Source organism: Nostoc sp. (assembly GCF_036917655.1).
Classification (GTDB): domain Bacteria; phylum Cyanobacteriota; class Cyanobacteriia; order Cyanobacteriales; family Nostocaceae; genus Nostoc.
On record NZ_JBALCY010000067.1, the window covers coordinates 147085 to 164639 of the forward strand.

Below are 17555 nucleotides of genomic sequence, written 5' to 3' on the forward strand. Positions count from 1 at the left end.
CGGAGGTTGGTGATTTATGGCGACATTCTTTCGCCAGGCTCTTATGCGCCGCTCACGCGCAACACGATTTTGCCCAGATAATGCTCTTCCATCGCTGACTGCGCTTGCGCGGCCTCTTCGAGCGGAAACGTCTGCGCGATGTGAACTTGAAACTCACCGATGCCCACCAATCGGTTGAGTTGGTCGAGCAACATCGGGTCGGCGAAGCCATTAGCCAACTTGAGTTCCACGCCGTCGGGCGCTTTGGGTTCGGGCATCACGCCGTTCGGGAAGGCGATGATCCCGCCCTTTCGCAAAAGCTCCATCGTGTCCTGAACTTTGTCGCCGCCCGCCAGCACCAGCGCGCTGTCGAAGCCGTCGGGCGCGAACTTGCGGGCGCGCTGTGCAATGTCGTCGCTGTGTCCGTCCACCGCTTCGTCGGCGCCCAACTGCTTGGCCAACTCTACGCCGTCTGCGCCCGATGCGATGGCGAAAACGCGCGCGCCCATGCGCTTGGCCAGTTGAAGCGCGACGTGACCGACGCCGCCGCTCGCACCCCACAGCATCAATTTAACTTCGTCGCCCGTGCCTAGCGCCTCTAAGCCGCGTAGCGCCGTCGGACCGGTAACGGCCAGGGCGCCCGCCATCAGCATATCGAGGCCATCGGGCACCGGCGCGACCACCTTTTCGGGTACCACGACGTATTGCGCGTAGCAACCGCCCTTAGGGTTCATAAAGGCTTGGGCGTAAACGCGATCGCCAACGGCAAAGCGCCCGACGCCGTAGCCAATGGCGATGATGGTGCCCGCACATTCAGCGCCCAGCACGCGCGGGAAGTGAACTTCGTTATACACCAGCTTACCTTCGCGCTCCATCGCGTCCCAGATGCCAACTCCGGCGACCTCGATGCGAATCAAAACTTCGCCCGCGTCCACCGCAGGCACGGGTAGGGTGTGTATAGTCAGCTTGTCGGGGCCGCCGAACTCGTCAACAGCCATTGCTTTCATCTCTTGGGGGGTATTTTGCATGAGTAGGATTGGGGGGTATTTTGCATGAGTAGGGTTGGGGGGTGTTTTGCATGAGTAGGTTCTCCCGCGATCGCTCGCGGCCCTCTCACACGGAAAGATTGTGCCGCCTGACGTTTATAGTCAGCCGAAGGGCTGACGATGGACGCACCTGCCCCAGCGGCCGGGCGTGATTTCTGGACTCGATCTCAGTGCATTTCTGCTGTCACCCCAGCGTTTGCAGCGATCGAGTCCAGATCGGCGATCGTTTCTGGAGTCAGCTGCAAAGTCGCGGCTTTAAGATTTTCGCGCAGATGCTCGACCGACGACGTGCCTGGAATGAGCAAGATATTAGGGGAGCGCTGAAGCAGCCATGCAAGCGCAACTTGCATGGGTGTAGCTTTCAACGAGGCTGCGGCTGCTTCAAGTGCTGAGGATTGCAGCGGCGTGAACCCGCCAAGTGGAAAGAATGGCGTGAACGCGATATTGAGCCGTGCAAGTTCGTCGATCAGCGGATCATCGTCGCGGTGCGCTAAGTTGTATTGATTCTGGACGCAAACAATCTCAGTGATCGACTGAGCCTCTGCGAATTGCTGGGGTGTGATGTTGCTGAGACCAATATGGCGGATAAGACCCTGACGCTTCAGGTCAGCAAGTACCGTCAGCGGTTTTTCGATGAAAACTTCAGCCGATTCCTGTTGGTCTGGGAGGCGGAGATTCACGACATCGAGCGCTTCCAGACCAAGATTTTGAAGATTATCGTGAACGGCATCGACGAGTTCCTTGGGCGAGAGGGCTACTTGCCACGATTTATCCTCGCCCCGGCGAGCTCCTACTTTAGTGACGATCGCTAATCCCTCTGGGTAGGGGTGCAATGCCCGCCGAATAACCTGATTGGTAACGTGCGGACCGTAAAAATCGCTGGTGTCTATGTGATTGATTCCGAGCGCAACAGCTTCGCGCAGAACGGCAATGGCGGCGTCAACATCGCGTGGGGGTCCCCAAACACCAGGCCCCGCGAGTTGCATAGCGCCATAACCCATACGCTTGAGAGACATTGAAGTGCCTGGGAGTGTAAAACTGCCGCCGAGGTTCGTTTGATTAGTCATCTTGTCTTTCCTTCAGTGTTTTTGAATGTGGCATACATTGATAATTAGTTCTATCATTTTCATCTTTTCTTAGTGCCATTCGACTATGGGTATTTGATTACGAGTTTGTACCTTACTAAACTAGATAGCAAGTCAAAGTAAGCCTTGCGATCGCCTGACATTTTGGGCAATTCTTTCTCAGCCGCAAAGGACAGTAAAAAGGGGAACAAAAATGCTGTTCCCCTACGAAGGTTCTATATTTCATGCAATTGCAAGCGGCTATAAGTTTTTAGCGATCGCAGAATTTTAGATAACTGCAAATCAGTTTTCGTCTCGCCCGTGAACTTGAGCGGGTGGACTTGTTGCCTCAACAGCAGTGAATGGTTCTAAAATTTTATAGGTGTGGCTGGCTCCTTTTGGTACTACCCAAGAACTCCCAGGCTCTAGTAAAATGGTTTGCCCTTCGATATGCAATTCTGCACGACCAGTGATTACATAACCAATAGTTTCGTATTCTCGCGCTGCTGGCTCTTTAGGTTCATTCGCTTGCTCATTCTCCCACAGGCGCATGGAAATAGTTTTGCCAGATGCAAGATATTTCTGACCAAGTTGACCTTTAGGGGAATGGCTAGAGTCTACTTTAAGAACGGTTGTATCAGATGTATCAGACATATTTTTTGCCTTTTTTAGTTTTAAACTTTGATTGTTTTGCCAATGTTAACTGCTTAGTAAATTAGCGGCATCAGCCTGACATCTTGCAAACCTTTGTCACCAGGAGTTTTAAGCTGTTTATTCGCCATGATGGACTTGGACAAATTATCCATCATGGCGAATTGCTTCTTTTGCTCAATATTCTGTTCTTCATTGCTGTTTTTGCGTTTGATCGTCAGCCATGTTGGTAGTAGTCGGTAGCTGGGCTATGCTTTCAGCTTTGGTGCGATGTCTGGCGACAAGCCGCAACTTTACCAGACGCTTTGCAAATGCCTCTACACCACTGACTAACGCTACCAACTTTGAGCGCTTACATTCACCAAACGACGGAATAATCTGCTGCGTAGCAAAATTTTCATAATTATTTGTCCTTAATTATGATTTTTGGCTCGTTAATATCAAGATAAATACTCGATTTAGCCTAATATTGAGACGCGATAATTATCGCGTCTCAGTAACTACTCAAATCTTATTCAAGTACGAGTCAAAAATTTCGACTCAAAATTTGCTACAAGTCTACCTTCTATCTCTCAGTTGTTTACTAGAAGGATTTTGGTAATAACCCTCTTTCTCTCCAGTCAATGGCTCAACTGTTTCTTCGACTTTATTTTTTGTAGACTTCAGAAACTCTTTTGTAGCTCTAGGAGTTTTTTCATCCAAGTTTAGCTTTTCACGGATATTCTCAGCAGCTTCTTTTAATGGATTTTGGGTATTTGTTGTTTGGGTATCGTTTCTAATTTCACCTTGCTCATTTGGGATTACTTTATAATAAGTCCCCTCTGGAGTTTTAACATCAGCTTGTGCTATGTTTGGGGAGCTAAAAGTCTGACCCAATAAGAACATGAATCCTACTAGAAAAACTATAAGGATTTGGGAGATCCGAATATTCCGCAGCGATGAGATTACTCGATTCATAAAAAACCTCAATTACATTATGTTGGGTGTACAATTTAAAACGCTGAATGACTATTTACCATTCAGGCTTTAAGAACAACTTTGATCCAGTTATCCTTTGTTTGTTGAAAAATATGATAGCCGGATGGTGCAATCTGAGCTTTTGTTTTGTCTGCTCGTAGAAGTCTTATAAATCAACAGCATTGATGCAAGCATCGGGGCCACGGCTACCAGTCATCTCTTTCAACACTTCGCCAGCATTAACTTCTTCGTAGTTAATCACTTCTGCTTTGGCAAACTTTTTCGCCATTTCCAGGCGTTGGGGAAAGCGATCGCTATTGATCGCTTCGGCTCCCATCATGTAGGCACTAATCATCTGGCGTCATTGGGCAAATAACTACTTGCGTCCACTTGGTTGACCTTCGGTGGTGGCAATTTCGCCTGCTTCCATTAACATCTTGAAGCGACCCAATTCATCACCAATTTGCTGTTCTGGTTCCTCACCAAAAAGTTTAGCTACGGTAGCTCCCAATGCTCCACCTGGAGGATTATACTCCAAAACAACCTTAACTTCTGTGCCGCGATCGGCTGGTGCTTTTTTGAAGCGGACAAAACCAGAATTATCAACGTCTGCACCTTCTACAGAAGCCCAAGAAATAAATTCATTTTCCCGATCTTCGAGAATTTCTGCATCCCATTCCACACTGTTACCCAAAGGTGCATTCGCTATCCAGTGAGAACGTTTTTCGTTATACACCTTAACAGATTTGAGATGCTTCATAAATGTGGGCAGATTCTCAAGATTGCGCCAAAAGCTATACAATTCTTCTGCCGATTTATTAATTGTTACCGTCTTTTCAACTTTGATGGGTTGGTTTATTCCTATTGCTTCTTGTGCTTGCTGAATCGTGCTTTGTTTAGTTGCACCTTGATAGATCAAACCACCACCCGCTAAAGCCGTCAAAGCTCCCCGCAAAGAACCTTGTCTTAAACCCACCAGTACCATAGCACCGCCACCGATGAGAGATGCCCAACGCTCTACATCACTAGCTTCAGTCTGGCTTGCACTTAGTTTATCGCCTGATGTTGAAGTCACTTTTTTATATCTCCATCACAGTAAATTAACCACAGAGGCGCAAATACTCTCTTCTTTCTATCTCTGTGTTTTTTGCGCCTACCGAAGTTCAGAGCGGCAAAAGCCGCCACTCCGACTTCGCTGTGCAGTTCATTCAAAAAGACCTTACATTGACACAGCAGCCCCTGTAGTCGGCTTAGGAGGCTGAACCTGAACACCTATCCGCGCCCGATATAGTTCTACCAATCGCTGTTCGTATTTCAATAAATCGTGGTAAATTTCTTTGAAAATAGCAGTTGCTACTGGGTCAGTGTACATTGCACACAAATTGCCAATATCGCCGATACCAGTTTGCACATCTCCCAAAGCAGAACGTAACTGATATATGTCATCACTTCCTGTCAAGGCAGTTTTCACCTTGGCATACTGATTGGCAATATTTGCCCCTAAAGAGGGTTTTTCGCCCAGTAGCTGAAGATAGGTTTCCAATTTTTCAATGTGGCGCTGTTTATTAGCAATGATTTCTTGAAAGACTGATTTTACTTCGCTATCTGATTCCTTTTCAAAGTAGTTCTCAAATGTTTCTAGCGAATAACGTTCACCAGTAAGGGCAGTATTTAAACCTTTGGCAATATCACCTTTAGTTGAGCCACCCCAAGCATCAGCCAGCTTCCACCATTCAGCACTTGTGTCTTTCTCATTTGGTAATGCAGCATCTTTGCCACCATAACCCAAACGGCTTAAAATAGCTGTGGTGAAAATTGCCAAGTCTCCCGGTTCACGAGATGTAATCAAATTCCCATCAACTACCAGCGGCTCATCTAAATAATTTGCGCCAGCGTTAACAATGTCTTTGGCAATAGCGCTAAAGCCAGTAACTTGTTTACCTTTAAGCAAGTCGCCTTCAATCAAAAGTTGTGGGCCGTGGCAAACAGCAGCTACCAATTTTCCTTGTTGTATGGCTTCTTGGACAAAGCGTACTGTGTTAGGGTTTCGCCGCATTTTATCGGGAGCCATCCCACCAGGAATCACCACTGCATCAAATTCGGCTGCGATCGCTTCTGTCGTGGTACCATCAGCTTGGATGCTAAGTTTGCCCTGTTTACCCTTATATTTTTCATTCATTCGGGAACCGAGGACTACTACTTCCATTCCTGCTTGTTTGAGTCCATTATAAGGAACTGTAAATTCTGCATCCTCTACTGCTTGTTCAATGAGGATGGCAACTTTTTTATTACTGGAATGATTGTTATGGTCAGTCATAGATGGTGTTACCTGTTTATTTCTAGTATTTAACTAGCTACAATATGCATCGATAAAGTTAAAATGGCTAAACTTAAATGTTTGTTTTTTGCCCAATAATAAAAATTAGTTATGAGTGAGAATTTTGCTACTGAATAATTTTGGCTCGATAACCCCTAACTCATAACTAAAAAATTCAACTACAAGTTGCTTTACCATGATTTTCTATTTCCAATAGTATGGTGCGATCGCTCGTTTAGCTTCGTTCCAAGGGGATAGATTATTTTATAAGCTATACATCTCTAGTTAGACAAATCTGATACAGGAAAACGTTATTGTGAGAATGCAGAAAAGGACTAGTATCATGGCAGAAAAAAATCATAATGACGAAACTAAAACCAATGATTTGCCACAGGAAATTACCGAATCCTACGGTACTGGTGTGAAAGACTTGTCGGGATACAATGTTGGCGGGCGCTCAACGGCAGCAGAAAGACAGGAGTACACAGAAACTAGTCCTGAATTCACTGCTGGGGATGTTGATACTTCTTGGGAAGATGCAGATGCAGTTGGGGATGAAGCTGTTGGTGGTAGTACTTCCACTCCCGATCAAAATGTAACTGAGGAGCTAGAAGCAGCAGTGGGGCTAGAAATGGCTGACTCTGAGTTTCTCCATACCAACGATATTTTAGAGGAACGTGACGGCGATCGCTGGGAGTTAGATCCAAAGTCTTCTGAAGATTATCAAGATCGGCGAGAATAAGCTCAATAAAAGCAGAAGCCGTATTCTTACTGTACATTCACAAATTGGATGTCGCTGAATTGGGCAGTGCTTATAAAAGCACTGCCACAATAAAACTAACATCTATCCAGCGACATACCTTATGAGAATCTATCAATTTTGTAGCATTCAAATTGTCAATTCTTCACCTTGCCTTTGCCAAGCATTATTTTGGCTTTTGATGTAGGGTGCTTATCCAACTATAATGCTTTTAATGCCGGACTATACTTCGTCTGAATTTATATTCTGTTTATAATTGTTCTTCTTTATGATTCCAAGACATCTGTCTTCAGTAGGTTAAAACGCTAAATGTCCATTTGATAACCTTGATAATGAAAGAGATTAATTGCAATCGGAGTTAATAATGACATTTACACAAACTAGCGATCCAACTATTCGTGAACATGTTCAAGCTTGGCAAAAGTTGGATGTGGATCAACAACTGGCTTTGTTTTGGTTCATTTACAAAGAAATGGGTAGCTCAATTACGCCAGCTGCTCCTGGTGCCAGTACTGTTTCCCCAGAAATAGCTGAAGGTTTGTTTAATCAAGTTAAGGAATTATCTCACGAACAACAATTACAAGTTCAGCGTGATTTGATTAATAAAGTGGATACCCAAATTTCTCGTGAATATGGCTCTTTGGGTGATACCACTAAGTTACTGTTTTGGTATCGATTATCTCAAGGTATGGATAATGGTACTATCATTCCTGTACCTTCTGACTATGAACTTCCCTCAGAATCGAAAGTGTTGTTTGGCAGAATTCAAGGATTAGCCTTTGAGCAACAGATGACTCTTTTCCGTGATTATGTTTCGCCAATGGGTGCCGAAGCAAAAGCAGGTGCTGGAATTTAGCACTTTTGAACTTTTTAGGCTGCTTGAAGCTACCTATTTAGTCTGCACCTTGCCCAAGGCATCGGGGAGGGTCGGAGAGAGGTGTACTTCAGTTACTTGCAAAGTGCTGTATACCCATTTATACCTCTTTTCTTAAAACTTGCTATATCCACCAGTCACCTAATATAAAGCTGAATTTTGATGACTGGCGTCTTTATTTTTCTTGATGAATAAACACAGATTAAAAACTAAAACTCTTACTTTGCGATCATCTATATCTTTAGGTCAGTTGCATCCTCCAGTCGTAAGACCCTTTTTTTTGGACTCAATAAAGTAATTATAGTTGATTTTATCTATCTTTTGGTTGGTTTAAATATGCTTGCATTATCTCAAATTTATATCTTTTTATAGTGGTTTATCTAAAGTTAAATCTTTAATATTACTAGAGACATAAAAGGAAGAGTCTAAATGTTTACATTGGAGATTTAATTAGGTTTTTTCATAATTTAATACCAACTTAAATCTATGAGAGAGAAAGACAAAAATGAAACTAATTCACCATTACTTACAATTTCCACTTGATAATTTTTAGTTAATTACTTTGAGGCTTTTATGACTTCTACGAACATCAATTTTTTAGAACAAAGTGGATCAAAATTTCAGAATTTGGATATAGACGATCGCTTGACTGTGCTAGCCTTACTTTACACTGAGATTTCTGATGAAATTCCGGCGCTCTGTCTCAATAATGTACCAAATGAAAAGACTGCGAATTTAGTTGCACAAATTCAAAACCTTCCACAGGCGGAACAACTCTTTGGTTTGCGTCAGTTGTTACAACAAGAAGAAGTAGGAGAAACAGCAGTTCCTACTCAAGAGTACGCTTCAATGAGCGCTGACGATAAATTGGGTTTTTGGTATCAGCTCGCCCAAAATTTGGGAACTTCAATTATCGGTGTACCAAATGACTATATACCCTCTGAAAAAGCTACAGAAGTAATAGATTTACTTCACACACCGAACATTGAGGATTTAGTCACTTTCTTCAAGCGGGTGCTGTAACAGTTTTGAGTCAAAAACCGTAGGTGGGGCTATGCCTCATATCATGTCCGCATAATTAGTTACGATTCCCACAGTCATTGCACCCCACACGCCAGATGCTCCACTTAATCCCCTCCCCGCTTGCTCTTAGGGGAGACAAAGCATAGCTTTGGCGGGGTGGGGTTCTTCGGGTTTAATAAGCAATCAAGCGGACATGATATCACCTTTATTTTTAAGTCAATTATTATGGTATCTTCTCCTGACACAGACGAAAAACGCAGACTATAACTTGAAAGCGCAGAAGCAAAACGTACTTCAAAACTTTTTGCGGTTACGTAGAGTGGTTATATTGTTGGCTGTGATTGTTTTTATTGCCTTTTGGGCTTACCAAGAGGCGAAGCCTTACAGTAGGCATTCTCAGCCAGACGCTGGGAACGAGAGATACTCGCCGACGAGTCTTTTTTACTCGTGAATGAGTCTTTGATACTGGTGAGCAAGTCTTTAATACTCGCCTCCCCTGCTCCCCTCCTTCCACTAACGCAAAACTGCTTGATAACGACCCAGAGCTATCAAAGGAAAGTATTGTTGATACATATGATACTTGAGATAAAAATGGCTAGGGAAGCCAGTACCTGTAAAGTCTGCCTCAAACCAAGTACCATCGGGCTGTTGAGTTGCCACTAGGTAGTCAATTCCTCGCTCAATAGCCTCAAGAGCTAATTTACCAGTTGCTTCACCTGCTGCTATTAACCCAATTAAAGCCCAAGCAGTTTGAGATGCAGTACTATTTCCTTTCCCTTTGAGACTAGGATCATCATAGCTGCGGCAAGTCTCACCCCAACCACCATCTGGGTTTTGACATCCAACTAACCAAGCTGCTCCCCGTTCTATACTGAGTTTATGCCTTTGAGGATCAATTAACGCCAAGGCTGACAAAACGCCACTGGTGCCGTAAATATAATTTACACCCCAACGACCAAACCAACAGCCTTCGGTTTCTTGTTCGCGCAGAAGATAACTAAGCGATCGCTCTAAATTATAACTATCAATTGACAAATCACAAGCACCAAGCATTTCTACTACCCTAGCGGTAACATCTGCGGTGTTTGGATCAATCATGGCTTTCAAGTCGCCATAAGGAATCGAGTTGAGCCAATCTTGGTCATTGTCCAAATCAAAAGCAGCCCACCCACCTGGTTTACATTGCATAGATGCAATCCAATTTAAAGCCCGAGCGATCGCAGCCTGCTTGATTTTTTCATTAGGGAGTTTTGCTAAATGTAGTGCCATCACCACCACCGCCGAGTCGTCTACATCTGGATAAAAGCGATTGTCAAACTCAAAAGCCCAAGCCCCTGGTTTTCCCTGGCGATTTTTTACAGCCCAATCTCCGTAATCTAAAATTTGTTTTTGCAGCAACCATTCTCCAGCTTGCACTACAGCCGGATGATCTGGTGCCAAGCCAGATTCTACTAAGGCACGCATCGCCCAAGCTGTATCCCAGACGGGTGAAATACAAGGTTGTACCCGGTAGCTATCCTCTGTTTCAATGACAAAGTTATCAATTGCTTGCAAACCTCGTTCTACAATGGGATCGCTTGGGTCATAATCCAGACACCGCAAAGCTAGCATTGAATTCAGCATTGCCGGAATAATGCCGCCCCAGTCGCCTGTAGCTTCTTGGCGTTCTAAAATCCATTTTTCGGCGGCTTTGATGCCTTCTTCACGAAAGGGTATTAAATTCAGACTTTCTGCCAACTTAAACCCCTGATCAAGGGTGAGGAATAAATCTGTCCAATCGCCACTTTGGGGTAATTCCCACCGGACTTGATCAATACCTTCAACGTATAGCTCATCTAGGTTGATAGCTGAGTCGGTGAGAAAAACAGGTTTGCGATCGCATACAATCAGTAATGGTACTGTACTAGAACGTGCCCAGCTAGACATCTCGTAGATATTGACGGGGAAAGCTTTTGGTAACAGCATCACCCAAGCGGGTAGCGAGGGAATACCGCGCCAGTTGTAGCAGCCAATCAAGGCTAAGTGCAACTTGGTAAAAATCCGAGTTTTGCTGATACCACCCCGTTGAAGAATAAAGCCTTGCGCCCGAATCATCGCCGGATCGGTTGCTGGTACACCTAGCAGCCTCAAAGCCATGTAGGCTTCAACTGAGGTGCTAAGTTCTCCGCCATCACCGTAGTAAAGTTCCCAGCCGCCATGCTGCCGTTGCTCTTGACGCAGATATGCTTCAACTTTGTGTAAAGGTCTGCTTTGGTCTGTTCCCCAAATTTTATGCAGCAGAACGGCTTCAGCAGTGATGGTGACATTAGATTCTAACTCTGCCCACCAGTAACCTGCCAGATTTTGAATCGAAAGCAAATATTGTTGGCTGGCTGCGATCGCAGTTGCGAGTTGATTGACTTTTACCCTATCTTGTGTTTGCATCAAATCCTATTCAACCTCAACACCCAGTTATGAACACCGTAATACAGTGAGTGAAAAAAATTTTTCTTCTATCAGTAGACATAGTATTGTGTCTGAGTCACTGAGAATTTGCAATAGGTCATGGATGTAATTGTATTAGGATTGATGCTCTTATCCTTGACGATTTGGTTAGGATTACTGTGTTTTCGGGGGCAGTTTTGGCGAGTAGACCAACAATTAGAGATTGGAGAAACTCAGCTAAAATCGTTACCTGTGGTTTGTGCGGTGGTTCCAGCCCGTAACGAAGCTGATTTGATATCAACCAGCTTGCGATCGCTCCTACTCCAAGATTATCCTGGTTCTTTCAACGTGTTTTTGGTAGACGATGGCAGCACAGACCGGACAGCAAATTTTGCCGAGGGGGTTGCACACGCTGTAGGTAAACCCCAGCAATTGCATATTATATCAGGTGAATTACTGCCTCCTGGTTGGTCGGGTAAACTTTGGGCAGTTGAGCAAGGTATAAAGAGCGCTAGTAAATTCGCACCCGACTATTTTTTGCTAACTGACGCAGATATCGAACACGATCCTGGTAATCTCCGCCGACTCGTTGCTAAAGCTGTCCAAGAAGATTTAGACCTGGTTTCTATAATGGTGCGACTCAGGTGCGAAAGCTTTTGGGAAAAACTTTTGATTCCAGCTTTCGTCTTTTTCTTCCAAAAACTCTATCCCTTTCGTTGGGTTAATAATCCAAACAATCCAACGGCCGCCGCAGCTGGGGGATCTATTCTGATCGCCCGTGAAGCTTTAGAGCGAATTGGGGGTATTCAAGTCATTCGCCAAGCTTTAATTGATGATTGCGCCCTAGCTAACGCTGTTAAGAAGAGTGGGAGACAAGGGGACAAGGGGACAACGGCGATATACCCAATCCCCAGTAAAGGGCGTATCTGGCTAGGATTGAGTAGCTTGACTCGGAGTTTGCGTCCCTATGACTCGCTGGCGACGATTTGGGATATGGTTGCCCGTAGTGCCTATACTCAACTGAATTATTCTCCATTACTACTATTGGGCACTTTGGTGGGAATGCCTCTGATTTATCTAGCTCCACCTATGTGTGTAATTCTAGGTGCAGTTTGGAGCAATTGGGCGATCGCACTTACGGGTTTATTAGGATGGCTGTTGATGACTTTCGCTTACTACCCGACGATTCGCTTTTATAAATGTTCTCCCTGGTTAGCGTTGAGCTTACCTGCGATCGCTTTTCTCTATACCCTGATGACTATAGACTCAGCACTCCGTCACTGGCAAGGACGCGGCGGCGCTTGGAAAGGAAGAGTTTACCCCAGTTCGGATAATTTATAATTGGGATAAAATTAAAGTAAGCCGAAAGTGGTTGATTAAAAGAATTATGACAACCGCAACACCAACAAATAATTCTGTTATTGTCCCTAAAAAGCTACCTTTTCTAGAGTCAATTTGTTGGCAGACTGCCGATGTATATCGCTTTACTTCAGAACAAATGCTGAGTCGCTACGAGCGTGGCTGGCAATATCGCAACCTATTTAATAATCTTGAGGGTGAAGAACTCGATTTTCTTCAGGAACTCGCTAGACGCTATAAATCCTGGTTGCAAGTTTGTTTATGACCTCCAGGTTTGAACACCATAATAAAATTCTCACAGTTCTTGAATGTTTAGATTCTGACATACTTAGGAAGGGTTCGGCTTACTTCGGTGGCGGAACCCTTCTTGCATTTGAGTTTGAAGAATATCGCTGGAGTCAGGACGTTGATTTTATCGCTTCTATTGGTACAGAAGGCTACAAATACCTGCGTACAGTGGTATTTGAGGGTGGGCATGAAGCATTATTTCGGGATTTAAGTAAAATCCAAGTTGGACGTAGCACAACTGACCAATATGGAATTCGGATGATAGTTTTTGTGGATGATATGCCGATTAAAACGGAAATTATTGCCGAAACTCGTTTTCAACTAGATCCACCAAGATATCTAAACTGGTCACTCGTTCCCTGCTTAAGCTTTAATGACTGTTTTACCTCTAAGCTGCTGTCAAATTCTGACCGTTACATGGATAACAGCGTTGAGGCAAGAGATTTAATTGATTTAGCAATTCTCAGGCTGCAATCTCCAATCCCTCAAGCATCAATTGAGAAGGCTGAAAAAGCCTATGCAGGTTATGCGCCCTTTAAAAAGAGCGGTTGAACTTTTTCAGGGAAGACCAGATTACAGGGAGAAATGCTTTCTCGGTCTGCAAGTTGATCAAGCGCAGATACCCAAAATTATCGACGGGATTGATTTACTATCTATGGATTTAGGCTTATCTCACACTCCAAGGGCTTTTCGAGAATAACATGATATCTTTGCTGATTTAGAAACACAAATTGAAAAACGAGATGATTCTTAAATAGGTAGCGATCGCCCCATGCCCCATGCCCAATGCCCAATGCCCCTAAATCCTTGAGGCTGTTTGTTTACTACTCGCGGGTTCAACAGGCAATGGTTGAGCGGCTTTCAACACCGCATCCAGCAACCCTGGAAACAGTACCTCCAAATCTTCACGCCGCAGGATGTTAATGTGCTGTGTCCCTTCTTTGCGTGTAAAGACTATCCCCGACTCCCGCAAAATCTTGAAGTGATTGGACATGGTAGACTTAGCGATCGCAAAATCAAACCTGGCACAGCATTGTTCCCCCTCAGTCGCCAGTAGCCGCACAATCTCTAGCCGCACTGGATCGCCCAATGCATACAGCACTCCCGGTAAAAAAATATTTTTTCGATCTGGATGATAAAGAAATCTCATAGTTGCATTATCTCATCAGGTGGCATATATTTTTATTATTCGATATTATCGAATTATAGAATTAATTAGGAAGGCAATTTATGTCATCCATTACAAATGTCACAGAAGCCACATTCAAGCAAGAAGTCTTGGAAAGTGAAATTCCGGTCTTAGTGGACTTTTGGGCACCGTGGTGCGGTCCTTGCCGGATGGTGGGTCCAGTCGTCGATGAAGTTGCTGCTGAATACCAAGGACAGGTGAAATTTGTGAAGCTGAACACAGATCAAAATCCTACTGTCGCCAGCCATTATGGAATTCGTAGCATCCCGACGCTGATGGTTTTTAAGGGAGGTCGGCAGGTCGATACTGTCGTAGGGGCAGTCCCAAAAACTACCTTGAATAAGACCTTAGCACAGCATCTTTAATTTAAGTTAAGGGCATTGGGCATGGGGCATGGGGCATTGGCTATTTCCCCTCTGCTCCCCTGCCCCTCTGCTCCCCAGTCGCCACTCGCAGAGTATTCTGTTTCTTCAACTAACGGGGAAAGAGCAAAATGGACTTGAAATTGCATGGTAAATCCGCGCTGGTAAGTGGCTCAACCGCAGGTATTGGTTTTGCGATCGCCCAAGGGTTAGCCCAAGAGGGTGCATCAGTGATTGTCAACGGTCGGTCTGAAGAACGAATCGCCCAGGCGATCGCTAAAATTAAGCAAAGTACACCCGATGCAAAAGTTTCTGGTGTTGTTGCTGATGTAGCGACTGCATCAGGGATAGAGCAACTCTTTCAAAAGGTTCCTCAGGTTGATATCCTCATTAACAATGTCGGTATTTATGAGCCAAAAGCCTTCTTTGATATTACTGATGAAGACTGGTTAAAGATACTTGAGGTTAACGTACTCAGTGGAGTCCGTTTGAGTCGGCAATATCTGCAAAAGCAGCTAGAGCAAAACTGGGGGCGGATAATTTTTATCTCCAGCGAATCTGCAATTCAGATTCCAGTGGAAATGATTCACTATGGCACAACTAAGACAGCGCAACTAGCCATTGCACGAGGTCTGGCAGAAATGACTGTTGGGACTGGAGTCACGGTAAACTCTGTCCTCCCAGGGCCAACCCGCTCAGAAGGAGTTGAGGGCTTTATTTCTCAACTGGCGCAGGAACGTGGTATTGCTATCGCTGAAGTTGAGGCTGAGTTTTTTCAGAATGTGCGGCCAAGTTCTCTAATTAAACGTTTTGCAACTAATGAAGAAGTAGCAGCGATCGTAGTTTACCTTTCTAGTCCCGTAGCATCAGCAACTAATGGTGCAGCTTTGCGGGTAGATGGTGGCGTTATTCGGTCGATTGTTTAATGATGAGTGGGGAGTGGGGGAAGAAAAATAACCAATGCCTGATGACCAATGACTAATGATTCTCTCGTTCCCAGTCTGAGACTGGGAATGCCCGTCGTTGAGGCTCCGCCTCCCTTACTGGCGGCAGAGCCACAATGAGCAGCATTTCCAGCCTCTGGCTGGAAACGAGGTTTGAAAAGGGTTTTACCTGAAGTTGACACATATAAGCATTGCTGTGCCCCTACCGGGTGGCCTATTTACTCTCAGATATGGGGTTTTGAATTTTGAATTTTGAATTGGAGCGAAGCGACATGACTACTGATATCAACTTATTCTCTCCTTACCAATTAGGGAATCTGGAACTACCTAACCGGATAGTAATGGCTCCCTTAACCCGAAACAGGGCAAGTGAAGGAAACGTACCATATCAACTTAATGCTACCTACTACACCCAACGTGCTTCCGCCGGACTGATTATTTCTGAAGCAACACAGGTAACTCCTGAAGGACAGGGCTATCCCGCTACACCAGGAATTCATTCACCAGAACAGGTGGAGGGCTGGAAATTAGTAACCGATGCCGTACATCAGCATGGAGGGAGAATTTTTCTGCAACTATGGCATGTAGGCAGGATTTCTCACCCAGACTTACAACCGAATGGAGCTTTACCTGTGGCACCTTCTGCCATTGCTCCTAAAGGTGAAGCTGCAACTTATGAGGGGCCAAAACCCTTTGTTACTCCCCGTGCTTTAGAAACTTCGGAAATACCGCAGATAATAGAACAGTACCGTCAGGGAGCAGCCAATGCCCTAGCGGCTGGGTTTGATGGGGTGGAAATTCACGGGGCTAATGGTTATTTAATAGATCAGTTTCTCCGCGATCGCACCAATCAACGTACAGATAAATATGGGGGTTCGATTGAGAATCGCACCCGATTCCTGTTAGAGGTGACAGAGGCGGTAACTAGTGTGTGGGATTCTAACCGAGTCGGGGTACGTTTATCTCCCAGTGGGGCTTATAACGATATGCATGACTCGAATCCCCTGGAAACATTCGGTTATGCGGCTCAAGCGTTGAACCAATTTAATTTGGCATATCTGCATATTTTTGAGGCAATAGAGGCAGATATTAGACATGGCGGGATAATTGTACCCACCAGTCATATACGCGATCGCTTTACAGGTACACTGATCGTCAATGGTGGTTATACCCGTGAAAAAGGCGATGCTGTACTGGCAAACAAAGCAGCAGATTTAGTTGCTTTTGGCACATTATTTATATCAAATCCCGATTTACCCCGACGCTTCGCTTTAAATGCACCACTAAATCAAGCAAATCAAGCAAGCTTTTATGGTGGTGGTGAACAGGGATATACAGACTATCCATTTTGGTCGCCTGCTAATGAGCCGGTAGCTAAGGCATAATTCGTAATTCGTAATTAAAGTTGTTTTCTGAATAAATATATTCGCTTGTATCCTAATTGCGTTAGCGCAGCGCGAAGGAGTCAGCGAATTCATTACGAATGATTTGGTCAAAACTTAACCATCAGGAGAATCTTATGAGTTCCATAACCCAAACCCAACCTTTAGATGTACCCAGTGCGATCGCTAAACGCCGTTCCATCAAAACTTTTAAAACAGACCCCATCACTCCAGAACTGCTGAAGCAACTGGTAGAGTTAAGCGTGGCTGCGCCCAGCAGCTATAATATCCAGTCCTGGCAAATTATTCTTGTGCAAGATGAAGCGCAAAAGGCAGCACTGTCAGCCGCATCGTGGAATCAACAGCAAATTATCCAAGCACCTGTAACCTTTGTCTTTGCCGCCGATCCTAATGCAGGCGAACAAAACTTGACCACAATTCTAGAGAGGGGAGCCGAAACTGGGGCATGGAATGAAGGCACGGTAAACTACTTTAAAACCGCCGTCCCACAATTTCAAGCATCGCTAGGCGACAAGCAACGCGAATATGCCATCAAAGATGCCATCATTGCCGCTACCCATTTGGTGTTAGCAGCAGAAAGTCTAGGATTGTCCACTTGTTTTATGAACGGTTGGATTGAGGATCAGGTAAAGGAAGTAATTGGGGCTGGCGATAATCCAGATTTAGCGATCGCTGTTTTAGTTCCTGTTGGTTATGCAGCAGAACCACGCTTAAATCCAGGTCGTTTGCCATTCTCCTCCAACGTCTCTGTGGATAGAATCGGCAACCCTTATGCAGGGTAGCTTTCCCTAAATTGGTCATGGGGCATGGAGAATAAGGGATGAGTCTTTGAACTCCATTAATGAGTCTTTGAACTCCATTAATGAGTCTTTGAACTCCATTAATGAGTCTTTGAACTCCATTAATGAGTCTTTG

The 17555-nt window shown here is 44.8% G+C and carries 20 protein-coding genes and 1 pseudogene; 10 read left to right on the plus strand and 11 right to left on the minus strand.

All coding sequences use genetic code 11. The features are described 5' to 3' along the window. Positions 1-41: 41 nt before the first annotated feature. From V7K30_RS24145 to V7K30_RS24180, 8 genes and pseudogenes are all read right to left on the minus strand, one after another. Positions 42-977, minus strand: a complete 936-nt coding sequence (locus tag V7K30_RS24145) for a quinone oxidoreductase family protein (RefSeq protein WP_335003612.1) — start codon at positions 975-977, stop codon at positions 42-44. Positions 978-1192: 215 nt separating this feature from the next. Then, positions 1193-2092, minus strand: a complete 900-nt coding sequence (locus V7K30_RS24150; protein WP_335003614.1) for an oxidoreductase — start codon at positions 2090-2092, stop codon at positions 1193-1195. A 300-nt stretch (positions 2093-2392) separates the two neighbouring features. Beyond that, positions 2393-2743 carry a cupin domain-containing protein gene (locus V7K30_RS24155; RefSeq protein ID WP_335003616.1) on the minus strand — a complete coding sequence of 117 codons (351 nt, stop codon included), beginning with the start codon at positions 2741-2743 and terminating at the stop codon, positions 2393-2395. A 189-nt stretch (positions 2744-2932) separates the two neighbouring features. Continuing rightward, complete coding sequence (locus tag V7K30_RS24160; protein ID WP_335003618.1) at positions 2933-3082, minus strand: hypothetical protein; 150 nt, start codon at positions 3080-3082, stop codon at positions 2933-2935. 216 nt (positions 3083-3298) lie between these two features. After that, on the minus strand, positions 3299-3697 hold the full coding sequence (locus tag V7K30_RS24165; protein WP_335003620.1) for a hypothetical protein: 399 nt from the start codon (positions 3695-3697) through the stop codon (positions 3299-3301). Between the two features lie 169 nt (positions 3698-3866). Further along, positions 3867-4052 (minus strand): annotated as a pseudogene (locus V7K30_RS24170) (zinc-binding dehydrogenase); the annotation flags it as partial. 21 nt (positions 4053-4073) lie between these two features. Continuing rightward, complete coding sequence (locus V7K30_RS24175; protein WP_335003622.1) at positions 4074-4772, minus strand: SRPBCC family protein; 699 nt, start codon at positions 4770-4772, stop codon at positions 4074-4076. A gap of 144 nt (positions 4773-4916) precedes the next feature. Further along, entirely contained in the window at positions 4917-6014 is a 1098-nt protein-coding gene (locus V7K30_RS24180) for a DJ-1/PfpI/YhbO family deglycase/protease (protein ID WP_335003624.1), read from the minus strand. 343 nt (positions 6015-6357) lie between these two features. Here V7K30_RS24180 and V7K30_RS24185 point away from each other — a divergent pair, with 343 nt between their 5' ends. From V7K30_RS24185 to V7K30_RS24195, 3 genes are all read left to right on the plus strand, one after another. Further along, entirely contained in the window at positions 6358-6756 is a 399-nt protein-coding gene (locus tag V7K30_RS24185; RefSeq protein ID WP_335003625.1) for a DUF6335 family protein, read from the plus strand. 382 nt (positions 6757-7138) lie between these two features. Beyond that, positions 7139-7630, plus strand: coding sequence for an orange carotenoid protein N-terminal domain-containing protein (locus V7K30_RS24190; RefSeq protein ID WP_335003627.1), 492 nt, complete (start codon positions 7139-7141; stop codon positions 7628-7630). A 591-nt stretch (positions 7631-8221) separates the two neighbouring features. Then, entirely contained in the window at positions 8222-8671 is a 450-nt protein-coding gene (locus V7K30_RS24195) for an orange carotenoid protein N-terminal domain-containing protein (RefSeq protein ID WP_335003629.1), read from the plus strand. 513 nt (positions 8672-9184) lie between these two features. Here the strand turns inward: V7K30_RS24195 and shc are convergent. Further along, on the minus strand, positions 9185-11095 hold the full coding sequence (shc, locus tag V7K30_RS24200; RefSeq protein WP_335003630.1) for a squalene--hopene cyclase: 1911 nt from the start codon (positions 11093-11095) through the stop codon (positions 9185-9187). Between the two features lie 120 nt (positions 11096-11215). On the opposite strand from shc, the gene V7K30_RS24205 reads away from it, so the two are divergent. Genes V7K30_RS24205 through V7K30_RS24215 form a run of 3 tightly spaced genes read left to right on the plus strand, consistent with a single transcriptional unit; the run spans position 11216 to position 13294 of the window. Next, on the plus strand, positions 11216-12436 hold the full coding sequence (locus tag V7K30_RS24205; protein WP_335003632.1) for a glycosyltransferase: 1221 nt from the start codon (positions 11216-11218) through the stop codon (positions 12434-12436). A gap of 46 nt (positions 12437-12482) precedes the next feature. Continuing rightward, positions 12483-12719 (plus strand): hypothetical protein, encoded by a 237-nt coding sequence (locus tag V7K30_RS24210; protein WP_335003634.1) that lies wholly within the window; start codon positions 12483-12485, stop codon positions 12717-12719. After that, entirely contained in the window at positions 12716-13294 is a 579-nt protein-coding gene (locus V7K30_RS24215) for a nucleotidyl transferase AbiEii/AbiGii toxin family protein (RefSeq protein WP_335003636.1), read from the plus strand. Before V7K30_RS24210 ends, V7K30_RS24215 begins: the two co-directional genes overlap by 4 nt. 247 nt (positions 13295-13541) lie before the next feature. On the opposite strand, the gene V7K30_RS24220 is transcribed toward V7K30_RS24215, so the two are convergent. Further along, entirely contained in the window at positions 13542-13892 is a 351-nt protein-coding gene (locus V7K30_RS24220) for an ArsR/SmtB family transcription factor (protein WP_335003638.1), read from the minus strand. A gap of 80 nt (positions 13893-13972) precedes the next feature. On the opposite strand from V7K30_RS24220, the gene trxA reads away from it, so the two are divergent. Continuing rightward, entirely contained in the window at positions 13973-14296 is a 324-nt protein-coding gene (gene trxA / locus V7K30_RS24225; protein WP_094345838.1) for a thioredoxin, read from the plus strand. Between the two features lie 128 nt (positions 14297-14424). Next, positions 14425-15219, plus strand: coding sequence for an SDR family NAD(P)-dependent oxidoreductase (locus V7K30_RS24230; RefSeq protein ID WP_335003640.1), 795 nt, complete (start codon positions 14425-14427; stop codon positions 15217-15219). On the opposite strand, the gene V7K30_RS24235 is transcribed toward V7K30_RS24230, so the two are convergent. Next, positions 15216-15419, minus strand: a complete 204-nt coding sequence (locus tag V7K30_RS24235) for a hypothetical protein (RefSeq protein WP_335003642.1) — start codon at positions 15417-15419, stop codon at positions 15216-15218. The genes V7K30_RS24230 and V7K30_RS24235 overlap by 4 nt on opposite strands. 90 nt (positions 15420-15509) lie before the next feature. Here V7K30_RS24235 and V7K30_RS24240 point away from each other — a divergent pair, with 90 nt between their 5' ends. Together V7K30_RS24240 and V7K30_RS24245 are read left to right on the plus strand one after the other, a co-directional pair. Further along, on the plus strand, positions 15510-16622 hold the full coding sequence (locus V7K30_RS24240) for an alkene reductase (protein ID WP_335003644.1): 1113 nt from the start codon (positions 15510-15512) through the stop codon (positions 16620-16622). A gap of 134 nt (positions 16623-16756) precedes the next feature. After that, complete coding sequence (locus V7K30_RS24245) at positions 16757-17422, plus strand: nitroreductase family protein (protein WP_335003646.1); 666 nt, start codon at positions 16757-16759, stop codon at positions 17420-17422. Positions 17423-17555: the final 133 nt, after the last annotated feature.

Bases quoted from the DNA above. Each gene is read 5' to 3' on its own strand.
- V7K30_RS24215 (WP_335003636.1), top strand. From the start codon at position 12,716: ATGACCTCCAGGTTTGAACACCATAATAAAATTCTCACAGTTCTTGAA.
- V7K30_RS24210 (WP_335003634.1), top strand. From the start codon at position 12,483: ATGACAACCGCAACACCAACAAATAATTCTGTTATTGTCCCTAAAAAG.
- V7K30_RS24185 (WP_335003625.1), top strand. From the start codon at position 6,358: ATGGCAGAAAAAAATCATAATGACGAAACTAAAACCAATGATTTGCCA.
- V7K30_RS24180 (WP_335003624.1), bottom strand. From the start codon at position 6,014: ATGACTGACCATAACAATCATTCCAGTAATAAAAAAGTTGCCATCCTC.
- shc (WP_335003630.1), bottom strand. From the start codon at position 11,095: ATGCAAACACAAGATAGGGTAAAAGTCAATCAACTCGCAACTGCGATC.
- V7K30_RS24230 (WP_335003640.1), top strand. From the start codon at position 14,425: ATGGACTTGAAATTGCATGGTAAATCCGCGCTGGTAAGTGGCTCAACC.
- V7K30_RS24145 (WP_335003612.1), bottom strand. From the start codon at position 977: ATGGCTGTTGACGAGTTCGGCGGCCCCGACAAGCTGACTATACACACC.
- V7K30_RS24240 (WP_335003644.1), top strand. From the start codon at position 15,510: ATGACTACTGATATCAACTTATTCTCTCCTTACCAATTAGGGAATCTG.
- V7K30_RS24220 (WP_335003638.1), bottom strand. From the start codon at position 13,892: ATGAGATTTCTTTATCATCCAGATCGAAAAAATATTTTTTTACCGGGA.
- V7K30_RS24190 (WP_335003627.1), top strand. From the start codon at position 7,139: ATGACATTTACACAAACTAGCGATCCAACTATTCGTGAACATGTTCAA.
- V7K30_RS24165 (WP_335003620.1), bottom strand. From the start codon at position 3,697: ATGAATCGAGTAATCTCATCGCTGCGGAATATTCGGATCTCCCAAATC.
- V7K30_RS24245 (WP_335003646.1), top strand. From the start codon at position 16,757: ATGAGTTCCATAACCCAAACCCAACCTTTAGATGTACCCAGTGCGATC.
- V7K30_RS24205 (WP_335003632.1), top strand. From the start codon at position 11,216: ATGGATGTAATTGTATTAGGATTGATGCTCTTATCCTTGACGATTTGG.
- V7K30_RS24195 (WP_335003629.1), top strand. From the start codon at position 8,222: ATGACTTCTACGAACATCAATTTTTTAGAACAAAGTGGATCAAAATTT.
- trxA (WP_094345838.1), top strand. From the start codon at position 13,973: ATGTCATCCATTACAAATGTCACAGAAGCCACATTCAAGCAAGAAGTC.
- V7K30_RS24150 (WP_335003614.1), bottom strand. From the start codon at position 2,092: ATGACTAATCAAACGAACCTCGGCGGCAGTTTTACACTCCCAGGCACT.
- V7K30_RS24155 (WP_335003616.1), bottom strand. From the start codon at position 2,743: ATGTCTGATACATCTGATACAACCGTTCTTAAAGTAGACTCTAGCCAT.